Source organism: Bosea sp. BIWAKO-01, from assembly GCF_001748145.1.
Lineage (GTDB): Bacteria > Pseudomonadota > Alphaproteobacteria > Rhizobiales > Beijerinckiaceae > Allobosea.
Window position 1 is genome coordinate 4,516,820 of the sequence record NZ_BCQA01000001.1, and the last position, 16,731, is coordinate 4,533,550.

At 64.6% G+C, this 16,731-nt stretch carries 15 protein-coding genes; 10 read left to right on the forward strand and 5 right to left on the reverse strand.

The genetic code is table 11. The features are described 5' to 3' along the window. Window positions 1-2: 2 nt before the first annotated feature. The 4 genes from BIWAKO_RS21145 (at window position 3) to BIWAKO_RS21160 (ending at window position 4,074) form a co-directional block, all read left to right on the forward strand. The gene (locus tag BIWAKO_RS21145; protein ID WP_201788709.1) at window positions 3-1,466 is read left to right on the forward strand and encodes an NAD-dependent succinate-semialdehyde dehydrogenase; all 1,464 of its coding nucleotides are present in this window, start codon (window positions 3-5) and stop codon (window positions 1,464-1,466) included. Between the two features lie 162 nt (window positions 1,467-1,628). Continuing rightward, window positions 1,629-2,045, forward strand: a complete 417-nt coding sequence (locus tag BIWAKO_RS21150; RefSeq protein WP_069880317.1) for a helix-turn-helix domain-containing protein — start codon at window positions 1,629-1,631, stop codon at window positions 2,043-2,045. A gap of 42 nt (window positions 2,046-2,087) precedes the next feature. After that, complete coding sequence (locus tag BIWAKO_RS21155) at window positions 2,088-3,482, forward strand: aminotransferase class III-fold pyridoxal phosphate-dependent enzyme (protein WP_069880318.1); 1,395 nt, start codon at window positions 2,088-2,090, stop codon at window positions 3,480-3,482. 115 nt (window positions 3,483-3,597) lie between these two features. Continuing rightward, window positions 3,598-4,074, forward strand: a complete 477-nt coding sequence (locus BIWAKO_RS21160) for an Lrp/AsnC family transcriptional regulator (RefSeq protein WP_200878107.1) — start codon at window positions 3,598-3,600, stop codon at window positions 4,072-4,074. A gap of 104 nt (window positions 4,075-4,178) precedes the next feature. On the opposite strand, the gene BIWAKO_RS21165 is transcribed toward BIWAKO_RS21160, so the two are convergent. After that, a complete protein-coding gene (locus BIWAKO_RS21165; RefSeq protein ID WP_176733369.1) occupies window positions 4,179-5,054 on the reverse strand; it encodes a GNAT family N-acetyltransferase in 876 nt (291 codons plus the stop codon). 205 nt (window positions 5,055-5,259) lie between these two features. Here BIWAKO_RS21165 and BIWAKO_RS21170 point away from each other — a divergent pair, with 205 nt between their 5' ends. Beyond that, entirely contained in the window at window positions 5,260-6,537 is a 1,278-nt protein-coding gene (locus BIWAKO_RS21170; RefSeq protein ID WP_069880320.1) for an NAD(P)/FAD-dependent oxidoreductase, read from the forward strand. Window positions 6,538-6,745: 208 nt separating this feature from the next. Here BIWAKO_RS21170 and BIWAKO_RS21175 read toward each other — a convergent pair whose 3' ends face one another. The 4 genes from BIWAKO_RS21175 to BIWAKO_RS21190 all read right to left on the reverse strand — a co-directional run bounded on the left by BIWAKO_RS21175 (window position 6,746) and on the right by BIWAKO_RS21190 (window position 11,916). Then, window positions 6,746-8,218, reverse strand: a complete 1,473-nt coding sequence (locus BIWAKO_RS21175; RefSeq protein ID WP_069880321.1) for an aldehyde dehydrogenase family protein — start codon at window positions 8,216-8,218, stop codon at window positions 6,746-6,748. Window positions 8,219-8,223: 5 nt separating this feature from the next. Further along, complete coding sequence (locus BIWAKO_RS21180) at window positions 8,224-8,892, reverse strand: haloacid dehalogenase type II (protein ID WP_069880322.1); 669 nt, start codon at window positions 8,890-8,892, stop codon at window positions 8,224-8,226. A gap of 199 nt (window positions 8,893-9,091) precedes the next feature. Continuing rightward, a complete protein-coding gene (locus BIWAKO_RS21185) occupies window positions 9,092-10,414 on the reverse strand; it encodes an NAD(P)/FAD-dependent oxidoreductase (RefSeq protein WP_069880323.1) in 1,323 nt (440 codons plus the stop codon). A 173-nt stretch (window positions 10,415-10,587) separates the two neighbouring features. Next, window positions 10,588-11,916, reverse strand: coding sequence for an NAD(P)/FAD-dependent oxidoreductase (locus tag BIWAKO_RS21190; protein ID WP_069880324.1), 1,329 nt, complete (start codon window positions 11,914-11,916; stop codon window positions 10,588-10,590). Between the two features lie 338 nt (window positions 11,917-12,254). On the opposite strand from BIWAKO_RS21190, the gene BIWAKO_RS21195 reads away from it, so the two are divergent. The 5 genes from BIWAKO_RS21195 (at window position 12,255) to BIWAKO_RS21215 (ending at window position 16,585) form a co-directional block, all read left to right on the forward strand. Continuing rightward, the gene (locus BIWAKO_RS21195) at window positions 12,255-13,943 is read left to right on the forward strand and encodes a peptide ABC transporter substrate-binding protein (protein ID WP_084651653.1); all 1,689 of its coding nucleotides are present in this window, start codon (window positions 12,255-12,257) and stop codon (window positions 13,941-13,943) included. Between the two features lie 33 nt (window positions 13,944-13,976). Further along, complete coding sequence (locus tag BIWAKO_RS21200) at window positions 13,977-14,930, forward strand: ABC transporter permease (protein WP_069880326.1); 954 nt, start codon at window positions 13,977-13,979, stop codon at window positions 14,928-14,930. Next, on the forward strand, window positions 14,930-15,826 hold the full coding sequence (locus BIWAKO_RS21205; protein WP_069880327.1) for an ABC transporter permease: 897 nt from the start codon (window positions 14,930-14,932) through the stop codon (window positions 15,824-15,826). The genes BIWAKO_RS21200 and BIWAKO_RS21205 overlap by 1 nt, the downstream gene beginning before the upstream one ends. A 239-nt stretch (window positions 15,827-16,065) precedes the next feature. Next, window positions 16,066-16,374: a hypothetical protein gene (locus BIWAKO_RS21210; protein WP_069880328.1), complete on the forward strand. Its 309-nt coding sequence runs from the start codon at window positions 16,066-16,068 to the stop codon at window positions 16,372-16,374. A gap of 16 nt (window positions 16,375-16,390) precedes the next feature. Next, the gene (locus tag BIWAKO_RS21215; protein ID WP_141740176.1) at window positions 16,391-16,585 is read left to right on the forward strand and encodes a hypothetical protein; all 195 of its coding nucleotides are present in this window, start codon (window positions 16,391-16,393) and stop codon (window positions 16,583-16,585) included. Window positions 16,586-16,731 lie beyond the last annotated feature (146 nt).

Sequence of the window (16,731 nt, forward strand, 5' to 3'; positions counted from 1 at the left end):
TCGTGGATCAGCTGAAGGATCCAGGCCTGTTCGTCCAGCGCGCGCTGATCGGTGGCGAGTGGGTCGGGGCGGCGTCGGGCGCGGTGCTGGCGGTGAGCGATCCCGCCGACGGTTCCGAGCTCGGTACGATCCCGGCCTGTGGCGAAGCGGAGACGCAGGCTGCCATCGCTGCCGCGGAAACTGCCTTTCCGGCGTGGCGCGCGCGCCCGGCAGCCGAGCGTGCCGCGTTGCTGGAGCGCTGGCACGATCTCCTGCTGTCGCATGCCGGTGATCTCGCCCTGATCATGACCGCAGAACAGGGCAAGCCGTTGGCGGAAGCCGAAGGCGAAGTGCGCTATGGCGCGGGCTTTATCAAGTGGTTCGCCGAGGAGGCGCGGCGCATCTATGGCGGCATCGTGCCGGCCCCGACCGCGGACCGGCGTATCCTTGTGCTCAAGGAGCCGGTTGGGGTTTCCGCCGCGATCACGCCGTGGAATTTTCCCAATGCGATGATCACCCGCAAATGCGCGCCGGCGCTGGCGGCGGGCTGTACCGTCGTGGTCAAGCCATCGGAGCTGACGCCCTATTCGGCCTTGGCGCTCGGCGTGCTGGCGGCGCGGGCCGGTATCCCCAAGGGCGTGATCAATATCGTCACGGGCCTGCCCAATGCGATCGGGGAGACGCTGACCGGCAGCGCCGCCGTGCGGAAGCTCTCCTTCACGGGCTCAACGCGGGTCGGTGCGCTGCTGATGCGTCAGTCCTCGGACACTCTGAAGCGGCTCAGCCTCGAGCTTGGCGGCAATGCCCCGTTCATCGTCTTCGATGATGCCGATCTCGACATGGCCGTTGCAGGGGCCATCGCCAGCAAGTTCCGCAATGCCGGCCAGACCTGCGTCTGCGCCAACCGCATCCTGGTGCAGAACGGTGTTCATGATGCCTTTGCCGAGCGTCTTGCCAGAGCGGTATCGGCCATGCAGGTCGGCAATGGTCGCAGGGATGGCGTCAGTATCGGTCCGCTGATCAATGCTGCGGCCGTCGAAAAGGTCCGGGCGCATGTCGAGGATGCCTTGGCGCTCGGCGCAAAGCGGCTCGTCGGAGGCGAGGCCGGCTTCGATCCTGTCCGTTTCATCGCGCCGACCGTGCTCTCCGGGGCGAATACGCGGATGCGCCTGGCCAATGAGGAGACATTCGGACCGGTCGCGCCGCTGTTCCGGTTCAGGCATGAGGATGAGGCGATCGAGATCGCCAATGGCACGCCCTATGGCCTGGCGGCCTATTTCTATACCGAGAATCTGCATCGCGCCTGGCGCGTTGGCGAGCGGCTCGAATTCGGCATGGTCGGGCTCAACACCGGCTCCGTCTCGATGGAGGTCGCGCCCTTCGGTGGCATCAAGCAGTCCGGAATTGGACGCGAAGGCGGCGCAACCGGTATCGAGGAATATCTGGAGACCAAGAGTTTCCACATGGGCGGGCTGAAGCAAGCCTAAGCGGCGGCGCCTGAATGAACGCCGAAAGCATGATGTGCTGTGACCGCGCAGCAAATGCGCAGGGGATACCATGTCGGCCCCTTTGCTGAGGCCGACATCATGGCGGCCCGGTCCTAGGCTTCTGGCAAGGCGGCAAGGCCGTCAGCAGGGAAGAGCCAGTCCATGCAAGAGCCAGTTTCCAATGTCGGTGCAGCGCTTTCGGGGCATATCAGCCCCGGTATCCAGCGTGCTCTCAGCCATATCGAGCGGCACTTCACCGACGCAGTCTATCTTGAGGATATTGCGGTTCTCGCCGGCCTGAGCGTCTGTCGCTTCGTGACGGTGTTTCGCCGACAGGTCGGGCTCACGCCGCATCGCTTCATCTGCCACCGGCGTATCCGTTACGCGAAGTCGTTGTTGCGCGAGGGCGTGCCCTTGGCACTGGCGGCGTCCGAGGCCGGCTTCTTCGATCAGAGCCACCTGTCGCGCCATTTCAAGAGCATATGTGGGGTCACTCCGGGCCGCTACCTGCGCGAGCAGGCGCATGCTACGCGACTGAGGTCGGAACCTGCCGGTTATATGCAGGCCGGCGCTGCCTGATCCGTCATTCGCTCTAGAGATCCCCCAGCAAGGCCTGTCTCCATGACCGTCAACTCGCTCGAAGCCCTCGACCGCATGCATTGGGTCCACCCTGTCGCCAACTGGGCGGGGCACGAGAAGCGCGGCGTCACCATCCTGAAATCGGCACGCGGAGCCTTCATCACCGATGCCGATGGTCACGAGCTGATCGATGGCTTTGCGGGGCTATGGTGCGTGAATGTCGGCTACGGCCATGACAGCATCGTCGAGGCGGCTGCCGCACAGATGCGCGAGCTGCCCTATGCTACCGGCTATTTCGGCTTCGGCAGCGAGCCTGCGATCCGGCTGGCCGCCAAGCTTGCCGAGATCACGCCCGGCGATCTCAACCACATCTATTTCTCGCTCGGCGGTTCCGATGCCGTCGACAGCGCGCTGCGCCTGATCCGCTACTACTACAACGTCACCGGACGACCGGCGAAGAAGCAGATCATCTCATTGGAGCGAGGCTATCACGGCTCGAGCTCGACAGGGGCCGGCGTGACGGCGCTGCCGGCGTTCCACGCCAATTTCGACCTGCCGGCCGAGGGGCAGCACTACATTGCCTCGCCCTATCCCTATCGTAATCCGGCAGGCTCCGACGATGGCGCCGTCATTGCAGCCAGCGTCGCGGCGCTGCGGGCCAAGGTCGAGGAACTCGGGGCTGACACCGTTGCCGCCTTCTTCTGCGAGCCGGTGCAGGGATCGGGCGGCGTCGTCGTTCCGCCGAAGGGCTGGCTGAAAGCGATGCGCGATGCTGCGGCCGAACTCGACATTCTCTTCGTCGCCGATGAGGTCATCACCGGCTTCGGACGAACCGGCCCGATGTTCGCCTGCGAGGCGGAAGGCGTCGTGCCGGACATGATGAGCATGGCCAAGGGCCTGACCTCCGGTTACGCCCCGCTCGGAGCGCTCGCGATCGGCGAGAAGGTCTATCGCGCCATCGCGGACAATGCACCCGCCGGCGGCCCGATCGGGCATGGCTATACCTATTCGGGCCATCCCGTCAGCGCCGCTGTCGGGCTCGAGGTGCTGCGCCTCTATGACGAGGGTGGCATCCTCGCCAATGGCCAGCGGGTCGGCGCCTATTTCGAGGAGCGCCTCGCCACGCTTGCCGACCATCCCCTGGTCGGAGAAGTCCGGGCGCGCGGCCTGCTCGCCGGTGTCGAGATCGTTGCCGACAAGGTCACCAAGGAGAAGTTCTCGCGCGCGGCGAAACTGTCCGACCATCTTTTTGCGCGCGGCTATGCCAACGGCGTGATCTTCCGGGCTTTCGCCGATGACATCATCGGTCTCGCTCCGCCCTTGTGCTGCAGCGAGGCGGAGATCGATCTGATTGTCGCGCGCCTGCGCCAGACGCTGGACGACATGCTGGCGCTCCCTGAGGTCCAAGCCGAGTTGAAACCGGTTGAGCTGGCATGATCCTCGCTTTGCTCGGATAGAGCGACGTGTTTAGTTTCACACCACCGGAGTGGTGGCTCGCCGTTCGGATTTGCGCGGGGAGGGCTGGCGTGAGGCTTTCGTGGTGACACCGGGCGTGCGGCTCGACCGCATCGACATGAAGATTCTGATCGAACTTCAGAACAACGGCCGCGTGACGAATGTCACGCTGGCCGATGCGGTCGGCTTATCGCCGAGTCCCTGCCTGCTGCGTGTGAAGCGGCTCGAGCAGGCCGGCTTCATTTCCGGTTATGGTGCGACCATCAACCTGCAGAAGCTCGGCGAGACGATCACGGTCTTCACCGAGATCACGCTGGCGGACCATACGAAGGAATATTTCATCCGCTTCGAAACGGGCCTGCGCCGCGTCGACGAAGTGGTGGAATGCCATATGGTCAGCGGCGGCTATGATTATCTCGTCAAGTTCGTCACACGCGGGCTGACGCATTATCAGTCGCTGATCGAGACGCTGCTCGACCGCAATCTCGGCATCTCGAAGTATTTCAGCTACATCGTCATCAAGACGCCGATCCAGAAGTCGGGCTATCCGCTGCCTGTGCTGTTCGACGTTTAAAGCATCGGCCCGAAAAGTGGACTGCGGTTTTCGGAAAAGCCGAAGCAAACACAGAAGGCTAGATCATCGGACCGGATACGTTATCCGGTCCGATGATCTAGCCCTCAACCCAGGGCCTGGTTGATCAGCCCGAAGGTGCGCATCGTGCCGCGCGCAGCATGATTGTTGCCGCGGATCATCGTCGTCACGGTGTCGTGGATCATCATACCGCAGGATTCGAGGAACCCGCCGAACTGACCCTGCTCCATCGCAGTGTCGACCCGGAGGAACCCGCCCTCATGAGCCTGCACATGTGGCCGGGTCAGAGCGATCGCCGTGCTATCGTCCTCGGCTACGATCGGCCCGACGACATGGCCGCGCCCGAAGGGGCGGCACAACGCGAAACCGACGGCCTCTCCGTTGCGCTCGTGGATCGTCCCGATCGACTGCAGCATCAGGGTCTTGATCACCCGCGTCCGATCCGCGCCATAGGCCATGGCATCGAGACGGGCGATGGCGTCGAGATCGTCCACGACCACTGGCCGTACCGTGATCGTGGAATCGATGGCGGGGCTCGCATCCTCGACGCGGCCTTGATGCTGAAAGACGCGGCCGATCGGCTCGAAGCCGAGCGAGCGGTAGAGCCGGTAGCCTTCGCGCGTCGAATTCAGGCGCAGATCGCGCTGCCCCGATTGTTCGAAGATCGTGTCCATCAGCCGGCGGCCGGCGCCTCGTGCCTGGAGGCGGGGCGAGGTGATCACCATGCCGATCGTGGCGAAATGTTCGCCAAAGGGCCACCACATCGCTGTCCCGAGCGCACGACCGATCCGGTCGCAGGCGATGAGGCCATATCCGACTTCGAACACCAGCCGCCAGTCTTCAGGGCGATGCGGCCAGGCGACGGCGATCGAGAGCTGGTGTGCCTGGCCGAGATCGGCCTCGGTCATCGCGCGGATATCGATCGCATAGTCAAGTGGGCGCTTGGCCGTTTTGTAATCCACCCCTGCGAGCCTCATCTGGAATGAAGCCCAAGTATAGGTGCGCCGCAGGCTTTCGAGAATAGTAAAATTCATACAATACATAGGCTTAGAATGTCGCATGCTCGGGCTTCCAAATCGGGCCGCGTCTGGGCAACAGCTTGCGCAGACCGGTTCCCAACGCCTTCCCGGCCCTGACAGCTGGCGCTGACCCGCGGATCGATCGCTGATGAAACTCGAACCCTATTGGCTTGCGACGGCGCCTCGTTTCGGCGCAGGCGCCACAGGTCCGCTCGCAGGCATTGTCGATGTCGCCATCGTCGGTGGTGGTTTCACCGGGCTCTCCGCGGCACTGGCCTTGGCAAAATCCGGCGCAAGCGTTGCGGTGCTGGAAGCGGGCCGTGTGATCGGCGAGGCGTCCGGGCGCAATGGGGGACACTGCAATAACGGGCTCGCCCATGATCTCGGCGGTCTCGCAGCCAGCCTGGGCCAGGACCGTGCCGTGGCGCTCTACCGGGCCTTCGATGATGCGGTTGCTCAGGTGGAGAGACTGGTCGCAAGCGAGGCGATCGATTGCGATTTTATCCGCACCGGCAAGATCAAGCTCGCGGCCAAGCCAGAGCACTTCGCCAAGTTGCAGAAGAGCGCCGAGTTGCTGTCGCGCACCGTCGAGCCTGATCTCACCGTGGTCCGGCCGGAGGAAATCCGCCGGGAAATCGGTTCTGACGGATTCCATGGCGGACTGGTCTTCCCGCGCAGTGCCCATATGCATATGGGCCGTTTCGGTGTCGGGCTGGCCGATGCCGCTGCACGGCGTGGCGCGAGCATCTATGAGAACGCTGCGGTGACGGAGCTTCACCGGCTCAATGCGCGTGCGCACAGGGTCGTGACGAGCCGCGGAGAGATCGAGGCCGGGCAGGTGCTGCTTGCGACCGGTGCCTCCCGGCAGGGGCCGTTCGCCTGGCTCAGGCGGCGCATCGTGCCGGTGGGGAGCTTCATCATCGCCACGGCGCCGCTTTCAGCCGAGCTTGCTGCATCGATCCTTCCGATGCGGCGCACCGCGACGACGACGAAGAATATCGGCAACTATTTCCGCCTCACACCGGATAATCGCCTGATCTTCGGCGGCCGAGCCCGTTTTGCTCTGTCGAGCCCCAAATCCGATGCCAAGAGCGGCGCGATTCTGCAGGCGCGCATGCTTGAACTCTTTCCGCAGCTCTCCGGCGTTCGCATCGACTATTGCTGGGGTGGTCTGGTCGACATGACCTCTGACCGGTTGCCGCGCGCCGGCGAGCGCGACGGCGTGTTCTATGCGCTGGGGTATAGCGGCCACGGCACTCAGATGTCGGTGCATATGGGGCAGATCATGGCCCGCGTCATGGGCGGGGACGTGAATGCGAATCCGCTCGCGGGGCTCGCCTGGCCGGCGGTGCCAGGCCATTTCGGTCCGCCCTGGTTCCTGCCCTTCGTCGGCGCCTATTACCGCTACCAGGACTGGCGCCACTGAGGAGCCGTCAACCGGACGAACCCCCAGCATCACACCGGGGCTTCTCCTTATGGCCTGTCTGGAATGACGACGAGCCTGGTCGATTCAGCCCGCCTGCTTCAGCATCGCTGAAGCAGGCGGGAGATCGTCGTCAGCACGGGCCGGAATCTAGGTGATCGATCGGCTCGATCCCGATCGCGGCGTGGTCCACGCGAGTGGGCCACGAGCGCTACACACCGATGTCGATCAGCACCGTCTTGTGTCGCTGATTGGCCTCGACGGCTTGCCGGCCGAGATCCTTGCCGATCCCAGAGCTCTTGTACCCGCCGGTCGGCAGGATGAAGTCGAGCGTGCGGTTATAGCGGTTGATCCAGACCGTACCCGCCTTGATCTGGCGTACGGCCCGCAGGCCGCGACCGAGATCGGAGGTGTAGACGCCGGCTGCGAGCCCGTATTCGGGGTGGTCGGCGAGGGCAAAGCCCTCCTCCTCGGTTTCGAAGCTCTGGATCGTCAGCACCGGGCCGAAGATCTCCTCACGCACGGCTGCGGTGTCCGCATCGACGCCCGCGAGCAAGGTCGGCTGATAGAAGGCGCCGCCATGGCCCTCGATCCTGCCGCCGCCCAACAGCACCTCGGCGCCCTGGGCGCGGCTGCGGGCCAGGATCGCATCGATGCGTCGGGCCTGGATTTCAGAGATGATCGGCGCAAAGCCCGTCGATGACTTCCAGGTCGGTCCTGGCGTGATGCGCGAGAGCCGCGCCAGCAGAGCTGAGACCAGGGCGTCGGCGGCCTCCCGCTGAACGATCAGTCGCGAACCCGCCACGCAGGCTTGGCCGGCATTGGCGAGGAGGGAGCTCGCTATGCAATCCGCTGCCTTGTCGAGATCGGCGTCTGCGAAGACGAGCTGCGGGCTCTTGCCGCCGAGTTCCAGTGTCACCGGCTTGATGCCGGTCTCGGCCGCGGCCTTCATCACGGCTATGCCCGTACGGGTGGAGCCGGTAAAGGAGAGTTTGGCAATGCCGGGGTGGCGGCTGAGTGCGTCGCCCGTCACCGTGCCCGTGCCCTGCACGACATTGAAGATACCAGGCGGAATTCCGGCCTCGACGGCGAGCTCAGCCAGCCTCACGGTCGAGAACGGCGTCAGTTCGGATGGCTTCAGGACGATCGCATTGCCGGCGGCGAGCGCCGGGCCGACTTTCCAGCTTGCCATGCTGAGGGGGAAGTTCCAGGGCGTGATCGCCCCCACCACCCCATAGGGCTCGGAGACGATCATGCCGAAATGGTCGGCCCGCGTCGCGGCGACGTCGCCGCCGAGCTTGTCGGCCCATTCGGCGAAGAAGCGGATGCCTTCGGCTGTGCTGGCGACATCGCCGGTCACGGCCTGGGCGATCGGGCGCGTCGAGCCCAGAGCCTCCAGCCGGCCGAGTTCCTCGCTTTTCGCCTCGATCAACTCGGCCCAGCGCCGCATGGCACGCGCCCGGTCGCGCGGCGGCTGCGTTGCCCAGCCACTGCGCTTGACCGCAAGCGCTGCATCCTCGACCGCGCGATCAACGACCTCCGCCGATGCGACCGGCAAATCGGCATAGGTTACGGCGTCGGACGGACGGGCGACGCTGATCCTTTCACCGGGGCCATCGATGTTGCTGCCGGCGATGAAATGGCCCGTGGCGAAGGTGATGGCGTCAGGGTCGAAATCGCGCATCGGCGTCAGAGCCCGAGCAGGCCTGGCAGGCCACCGATGTCCTTGATTTCGCGGTAGCCGTAAGCGGGAATGCCGGGCTCATGACCGCGATTGACGAAGACCCGCTGGCCGATCTTCAGGTCGTAGGCGCTCATCAGGTCGTAGCGCAGGCTGGACGAGCAGTGCACGACGTCTTCCGGCCCGCAGCCCAGCATGTCGAACATGTATTCGAAGGCCTGCAGGCGCGGCTTGTAGGCCTGTGCCTCCTCCGCCGTATAGGCCGCATGGAAGGGGGCGCCGAGTTTGACGACGGAGTGCGGAATCAGCTCCTTCATCGAATTCGAGAGGATGACGAGGGGGATTTCCCTGGCAACCTTGGCGAGGCCCGCCGGTACATCCGTGTGCGGGTTCCAGCTTGGAATCTCGTCGTAGATCGCCTGGGCGTCGGCCGGGTCGAACGTGATCTTCCAGGCCTTGCAACTGCGCTCCACCGAGTTGTGGACCACCTCGATGAAGGGCTTCCAGGCGCCGAGGACCTCGTCCAGACGAAACCCCCTGAAGCTCTCGCAGAAACCGTCCATGACCTCGGGGGACAGGCGTGCGCCATAGACGCGCCGTGCCGCCGGGCCCATTTCGAAATTGATCAGCGTGCCATAGCAATCGAAGGTCACGAATTTCGGCCGCAGGGTGCTCATCGCGTCTCTCGCCTCAGAAGTTGCCGCGCCAGCACGATCTGCCGCGTTGCATCCAAGACTAGTGTCGGGGCGCAGGCGCGGACTTGGAATTGCGTCCGGTCGAGCAAAGATTCTGCCGATCATCTGCCCCGGTTCAGCATGAATTGCCGCCGGCTGCGAAGGGCCGAAGGACGGAGTGTCCTACACGGACGGGTGGCGTTCAGAATTCGCCGATCTCGCCCCTCGAACCATCGATCAGGCGCGAATGCCGGAAGGGACGCGGATCGACGATCGGCCTGTCCCCCACGGCGAGATCGGCAGCGAGATGGCCGGCCGCGGGCCCGAGTCCGAAACCGTGCCCACTGAACCCGGCCGCCAGCACGAAGCCCTGCAGACCCGCGACGGGCGAGATCACCGGCACGGCGTCCGGCGTTGAATCGATATAGCTGCCCCAACTCTCACGGACGGCGACGTTTTGAAGTGCGGGGTAGAGCGCCCGCGCCCGTGCCAGCGTCAGCGCGACGGACGTGCGGCTCGGCACGGGGTCGAGGACCCGGATGCGTTCGAAGGGTGTCTCCCTGTCGAAAGCCCAGCCTCCGAGCGCCTCCGGCCCCTTGAAGAAGGAGGTGCCGAGGCCGAACTCGACCGCCTTCAGCCGCTTGATGAACATCGGCAGGAACTCTCGCGCATAGCGCAGTCCCTGCGGTGTGACTTCAAGCGTGCCCTTGCCGCTGATGGCGATCGTGTAGCTGCCGTCGAGCCGCCGCGTCAGAGCGCAATCGGGGGTATAGAGCGCATCGAGCAACTGGGGCGCAGCCTCCGTCCGCAAAATGGTCGAGCGGATGCTTGCCTGCGGAAACCGGATGCCATGGCGCCGGCAGAAGGCTGAGGCCCAGGCGCCGCCAGAAAGGATTACCGAGCGCGTTCGGATCAACCCCTTCTCGGTGATCACGCCGGAGACCGCGCCATTCGTGATGTCGAGGCCGCGCGCTGCACAATCCTGGTGGATGCTTGCGCCGTGCGAACGGGAGCCTTCTGCGAGGACAGGTGCCGCGAGGGCAGGCTCTGCCTTGCCGTCGCTGACCGAATGGACCCCACCGAGCCAGGAGTGGCCGGTGCCGGCCGTCATGGCCGCCGCCTCGCTGCCGGAGAGCATGCGCGTATCGATGCCGAACTGCTGTGCCGTTCCGCGCCATTTTTCCCATTGCGCGATCTGGCCGGCATCGTTGCTGGCATAGATGAGCCCGCTGCGCCTGAAGCCGATATCGCTGCCGATTTCGCGGCTGAAGCTGTCCCAGAGGTCCATGGCGCGCATGGCTAGGGGCAGTTCGCGTGCGTCGCGGTTCTGCTGGCGACACCAGCCCCAGTTCCGGCTCGACTGTTCGCCGCCGACGACACCCTTCTCGACGAGCGCGACGCTATGCCCGCGCTTGGCCAGGAAATAGGCTGCCGCACTGCCCACGATTCCGGCGCCGATCACCACGACATCGGCCTCGGTGGGCAGGCGCGCATTGCTGGCGATGCGTTCAAGCGTCGGTGACATAGACGGTGAGCTCCGGCGGGGTTTCGTCGCGACGTTAGCGAGCGCACTGCCGGCGGCATTGGATCATCTTTGCATCGGCACCGGACGCAATGCCGCAGTGCGCTCTAGATGCCGATCGCCGAGTGCAGCTGTGGCGGGGCCCAACCCCGGGGATATCGAAGGGCGCGGACGCGTCACATCATGCCGGGCTCGCCGAGATCGGTCCCGTCGATCATGCGGCTGTAGCGATAGGGGCGTGGATCGACGATCGGGGTGTCATTGGCGACGATGTCGGCCGCAAGTCGCCCCGCGGCCGGGCCGATGCCGAAGCCATGCCCGCTATAGCCCGTCGAGATATAGAAACCGGGCAGGGCGGCGACGCCGGAGATGACCGGAATCCAATCCGGGGTGAAATCGACCAGCCCGCCATATTTATGCGCGATCTTCACATTGGCGAGCTGCGGATAGAGTTGCCCAAGTCGTGCCAGGGCAAAGCTGATAAGCTCCTCCTGTGCCGGCGGATCGAAGGTGCGGATCCGCTCAAAGGGCGAGATGCCATCATTGCTCCAGCGAGAGATCGCCTCCGGCCCGGCGAAGAAGGATCGGCCGGCCCGGATGGTCAGGCCACCGCGCCGCTTCTTGAAGGTCCGCCAGAAGTGCTGGGCGTAGAGCATGCCCTGCGGGGTGAGTTCGAGCAGGCCGCGCCCGCTGATCCCGACCGTATACCCGCCATCGAGCCGGCGGCGGAACGTGAGGTCGGGCATCGACAGCCCACCCTCGATCACCTGCGGTGCTGCTTCGGTGAAAAAGGAGGTCGAGCGCACGCCTGCCTGTGGCAGCTTGATGCCGTGATGGCGGCAGAACATCGAGCTCCAGGCCCCGCCCGCACAGAGCACCGCGCTGGTCCGGATCGTGCCCTTTTCGGTGACGACCGCCGACACCCTGCCGCCCTCGGTCTCCAGTCCGCGCGCGGCGCAATTCTGATGAATGGTCGCCCCCCGCTTGCGCGCCCCTTCGGCAATAGCGGGTGTCGCCAGCGCGGGCTCGGCCCGTCCATCGGTCGGCGAATGCACTCCGCCGATCCAGTTCTCCGTGCTGCCCGGCGACATGGTCCTGGCCTCGGCAGCCGTCAGCATCCGGCTATGCATCTGATACTCGCGGGCGCGGTCCGCCCAGTTCGACCACAGATCGAGATCGGATTGTTTGGTCGTGACATAGAGGAGCCCGGTGCGGCGAAAGCCCGTCTCGGCGCCGAGTTCTTCGTTCAGTCCGTTCCAGATCTCGACGGCGCGCTGGGCCAGCGGCAATTCGCGCAGGTCGCGATTCTGTTGGCGGCACCAGCCCCAGTTCCGGCTCGATTGTTCGCCGGCGAGGTGGCCCTTCTCGAGCAACGCGACCGAGTGTCCCTTCTTTGCCAGCTCATAGGCGGCACTGGTGCCGGCGATGCCACCGCCAATCACCACCACATCGGCGGATTTCGGCAGCGTCTCGTCGCTGCGCACGCGCGTGACCGGAGGAGACATAGGCTGGCTTTCCTTGCGCTGCGGGATCGCTCCGCGCGGCCAACGACCAATCCATCCGCACGGCCGATCCGATTTGATCGGCTCGATAAGACCCGATCCGGTGCAGAACCCTATGCCAAAGGCGGTGGTTGAATCGGCAGATTATGCCCGGCCGGGCGCCGTGATCGGCATACGAGGCGGGTCGGTGCAGGCCTAACCTAGGCACGCGGTTGAAGGATCGGCCGCGCCCGCGATCGACCCGACGGATGAAGCGGGCGGCGCGGATGCGCGATCGATTCCGCCTGAATTGCCCGGGGCGCCCGGGACTTCCGCAAAACAAGCAAAAGAGGGGTTACCGGATGATAAAGCACTCCGACGGAACGACCCGTTCGGCTTTCCCGATGCCGGCATTGCATCGCCGCCAGTTTCTCGCGCTCGGAGCGGGCGGCTTTCTCGCCGCCTCGGGATTTGGCGCCAGCGCCCAGACGAAGCCCGCACCGCCGCCACCTGCCAAGCCGACCGGCCAGGTCGTTGTCGGGTTGTCGCAGGAGCCGACCGCATTCAACCCGCTCATGCCCGGCATCGAGGTCGACGAGACCGTCTGGATGCAGGTCTTCAATACGATGTGGCTCGCCGACCCTCAGGGCAACCTGATGCCCGATCTCGCAACCGAGGTGCCGAGCGAGGCCAATGGCGGCATCTCGGAAGGCGGCCTGGCCTGGAAGGTCAAGCTGCGCGAGGGCGTCACCTGGCATGACGGGACGCCATTCACGGCCGAGGACGTGAAATACACGCTCGAACTGATCAATGCGCCCGGATTCAAGGCCCGCACCCGCGTCGGCCATGCGCTGGTCAAGGATATCGTCGTCAAGGGACCGCACGAAATCTCGTGGCGCATGGAGAAGGCCTACGCGCCCTATCTCGCGCTGCTCTCGAATACCTTCATCGTGCCCAAGCATCTGCTCGAGAAGGCCAGTGACCCCAATACCGCGCCCTTCAACGGTGCGCCGGTCGGCACCGGGCCGTTCAAATGGGGGCAGCGCACGCCGGGCGACAACATCACGCTCGTCGCCAATGAGCGCTATCACGGCAAGGGACCCTATCTGGAGAAGGCCGTCCTCAAATATGTGCCCGACCAGACCGCGCTCTATGCGCAGTTCCGCACGGGGCAGGTCGATCTCATCATCGGCACCGGCATCCCGGCGAATTTCTATGCCGAGGCCGTGAAGCTGCCGGGCCGCAAGATCGTGAAGATCCCGAACGCCTCGCTCGAAATCCTGATGCCCAATCTGGAGCATCCGGCCTTGTCGGAGAAGGCGGTGCGCCAGGCGCTTTACGCCTCGATCAACAAGCAAGCCATCATCGACGTCATCTTCTATGGCCTGCACAAGCCGACGGAGTCCTTCGCACCGCAGGAATCCTGGGCCTACAATCCCAATCTGCCGCAGCAGAGCTACGACCTGGCCAAAGCCAACAAGCTGCTAGACGACGCCGGCTGGAAACGCAGCGGCAGCGGCGTTCGCATGAAGAACGGCGTGCCGCTCGAATTCGCGGTCTCGACGACCACCGGTGCTTCGCTGCGCGAGCAGTGCCAGCAATTGATGATGCAGGACTGGCAGCAGGTCGGCGTGAAGATGACGATCAACAACATGCCGGCGGCCGTGATCTGGGGCGAGTTCTATACGCGCTCGAAGTTCCAGTCGCTGCTGGTCGGCACCGCCTTCCGCACCGTGATCGATCCCGATCCGGCCTCGCGCTTCGCCTCTGATGCGATTCCCGCCAAGAACGGCAGCGGCGCCAACCAGATGCAGTGGCAGAATGCCGAGGCCGATGCGCTGATGAAGGAAGGTCAGGAAACCTTCGATCAGGCCAAGCGCAAGGCGATCTACTGGAAATTGCAGGAGATCGTCCGCGAGGAACTGCCGATCCTGCCGATCTACCAATATGTTCCGGTCGAGGGCTACAAGGAAGGGCTCATCGGCTACGAGCCCAATATCAATGCCCGCCAGAATACCTGGAATATGGGCAGCTGGTACTGGGCGCGCTGAGACCATGAACAGATCCGCCCGGAACACGGCGTCATGAGCACCTTTCTCGCGCGACGGCTGCTGCAGGCGCTCGTCCTGCTGCTGATCGTCTCGATGATCGGCTTCGCCATCCTCCACCTGGCTCCGGGCGGGCCGCTCTCGCAATTCGCCGCCGGTGGCGACATGACCCAGGCCGATCTCGACCGCATCGCCGAGCAACTCGGCCTGAACCGCCCGCTGCCGGTGCAATATGCGGAATGGCTCTGGCGCATGCTGCGCGGTGACTGGGGGCTGTCCTATCGCGACCATCAGCCGGTGCTGCACATCATCGCCTCGCATATCGGCGCGACGATGGAGCTGATGCTGACCTCGACGCTGCTCGCCATGCTGCTCGGCGCCTGGGTCGGTATCCTCGGCGCGATCAAGCGCTACTCGCTGTTTGATTCACTCGCGACGATCGGCGCGATGATCGCACTTTCGATCCCGACCTTCTGGTTCGGTCTCGTCATCATCTATGTCTTCTCGGTCGGGCTCGGCTGGCTGCCCGCCGGCAACCGCTACACCATCGGCGATGGCTCGGTGCTCAACCGGATCCATCACCTGATCGGTCCCTGCATCGTGCTGGCGCTCGTCTCAACCGCCGTCTGGAGCCGCTACATGCGTTCCTCGATGCTTGAGGTCGTCAATCAAGACTATATCCGCACCGCCCGAGCCAAGGGCGTGCCGGAACGGCAGGTCCTGCTGCGACACGCCTTTCGCAATGCCCTGCTGCCGATGATCACGATCACCGGCCTGCATGTGCCGACGCTGCTGTCGGGCGCGCTCGTCACCGAGACGGTGTTCACCTGGCCGGGAATGGGGAGGCTCTTCCTCGATTCGATCAGCTATCGCGACTATCCCGTGGTGATGGGTATCCTGATGTTCACCGCCGTACTGGTGTTGCTCGGCAGTCTGATCGCCGACCTGCTCTACGGTCTCGCCGATCCGCGCATTGCGAGGAACGGCTGATGAGCGCTGATCTCACCGGCGTCACCGAAATCCGGTTGGCAGCTTCGCCCTTTTTCTGGAACAGCCCGGGCTTTCGCCGTTTCCGCCGGCACCGGCTGGCGGTTTTCGGCGCTGTGGCCATCGTGGCGATGACGCTCGCCTGCATCTTCGGGCCGATGCTGCTGCCCTATAGCGATACGTTCATCGACATTCGGCAGCGTTTCGCGCCGCCCTTCTTTGGCCCGCATGTGCTCGGCACCGATCCGCTCGGGCGCGATATCCTGGCGCGGCTGCTGATGGCCGGGCGGATTTCTCTCGCGGTCGGGTTTTCCGCCATGTTGATCAGCATGGCGATCGGCATCTGCATCGGCATGATCGCCGGGTTCTATGAAGGCGCGGTCGGGGCCGCCCTGATGCGCTTCGTCGACGCGATGCTCTGCTTCCCCTCGATTTTCCTGCTGCTTGCGATTTCGGCGCTGATCTCGCCGTCGGTCCCCTCGATCGTCATGCTGATCGCGATGACCTCGTGGATGGAGGTGGCGCGGGTCGTCGAGGCTCAGATAAAATCGCTCCGTACGCGCGATTACGTGGTCGCGGCGGTCGCGATGGGCGCCAGCAACCGCCGCATCATGTTTCGCCAGTTGCTGCCGAACGCGATTGCGCCGATCGTCGTCGCCGCGACGCTGAACGTCGCCCATGCGATCCTGGCCGAGAGCTACATCAGCTTCCTCGGCTACGGCATCCAGCCGCCGACCCCGAGCTGGGGTAACATGCTGGAGAACGCCCAGAGCTATCTCACCAGCGCACCCTGGCTTGCGATCCTGCCCGGCGCCGCGATCACGCTCGCCGTCACGAGCTTCAACTTCGTTGGTGATGGTCTGCGCGACGCACTCGATCCGAGAATGGACCTGCCGTGACGTCGCATGCTGCGGGTCTTGAAAGGGGGAGGGGCATCGCGGCGGACTGCTCGCGCCTCCCGGTCAGGCTGCACCTGTCCCCGAACGCTCCAGGACGTGCCTCTGTGCTGAGATGACGCGGGGATTTTGCTTGCCTGGCGCCTTGGATGAGCGCCCACTGCGTTGCCGCTACCGTTCAGCCTGAACCGAGGGCGGGCCGCGGTGCCAGTTAGGTACCGGTCAAGGCTGGAATTATCGCCGTGCAAAGCGAACGCCAGGTCACCTGGCTTCAGGGCAAGGGCCAGATCATCTGGCGCGACGGCACGCGCCAGCCTGTATCTTACAGCTTCGAAACATCCCGGAACGCAAACGGCGGCTGCCGCGGGTATTTCGAGCTCGACCTGCGCCGGATTCCTCCTTCGCTGCTCTCCTATGAAATCAGGCTGATCTGTGAGGACGGGCATGTCGTGAACCTCGCGGTCACCGATCATTGCAGCGATGGGGCTACCTTCGTTGGAAGCCTGCTCGACGAGCGCTGCGAGAGCGAGGACTTGCTCCATGACCAGTGACTATAGGGAAGGCGATGTGATCAGCCTGAGTTTCGGCTTCCGCGACAGATCCAGCGCCGGAAATTATCGGATTGTCCGGGTGCTGCCGGCGGCCGAAAACGGACAACGGCAATATCGGGTCCGGGGCTCCGACGGCCACGAGCGGGCGATCGAGGAGCATCAGATCCGGGCGGGCGTCGCGGAGAAGAACCACTTCGGCAATCTGAAATGATCGAACGAACCACGGCCAGCCGGAAGAGTGGCTGAAGGCGAGGCTCCAAGCACCGTCTTCAGCTTGCTGTTCAGAAGCATCGAGCCCTGGCGAAAGAGCTGACGTGACCGGTATCGGACCAGTACTTGTGTACCCCCGCCAGGCCG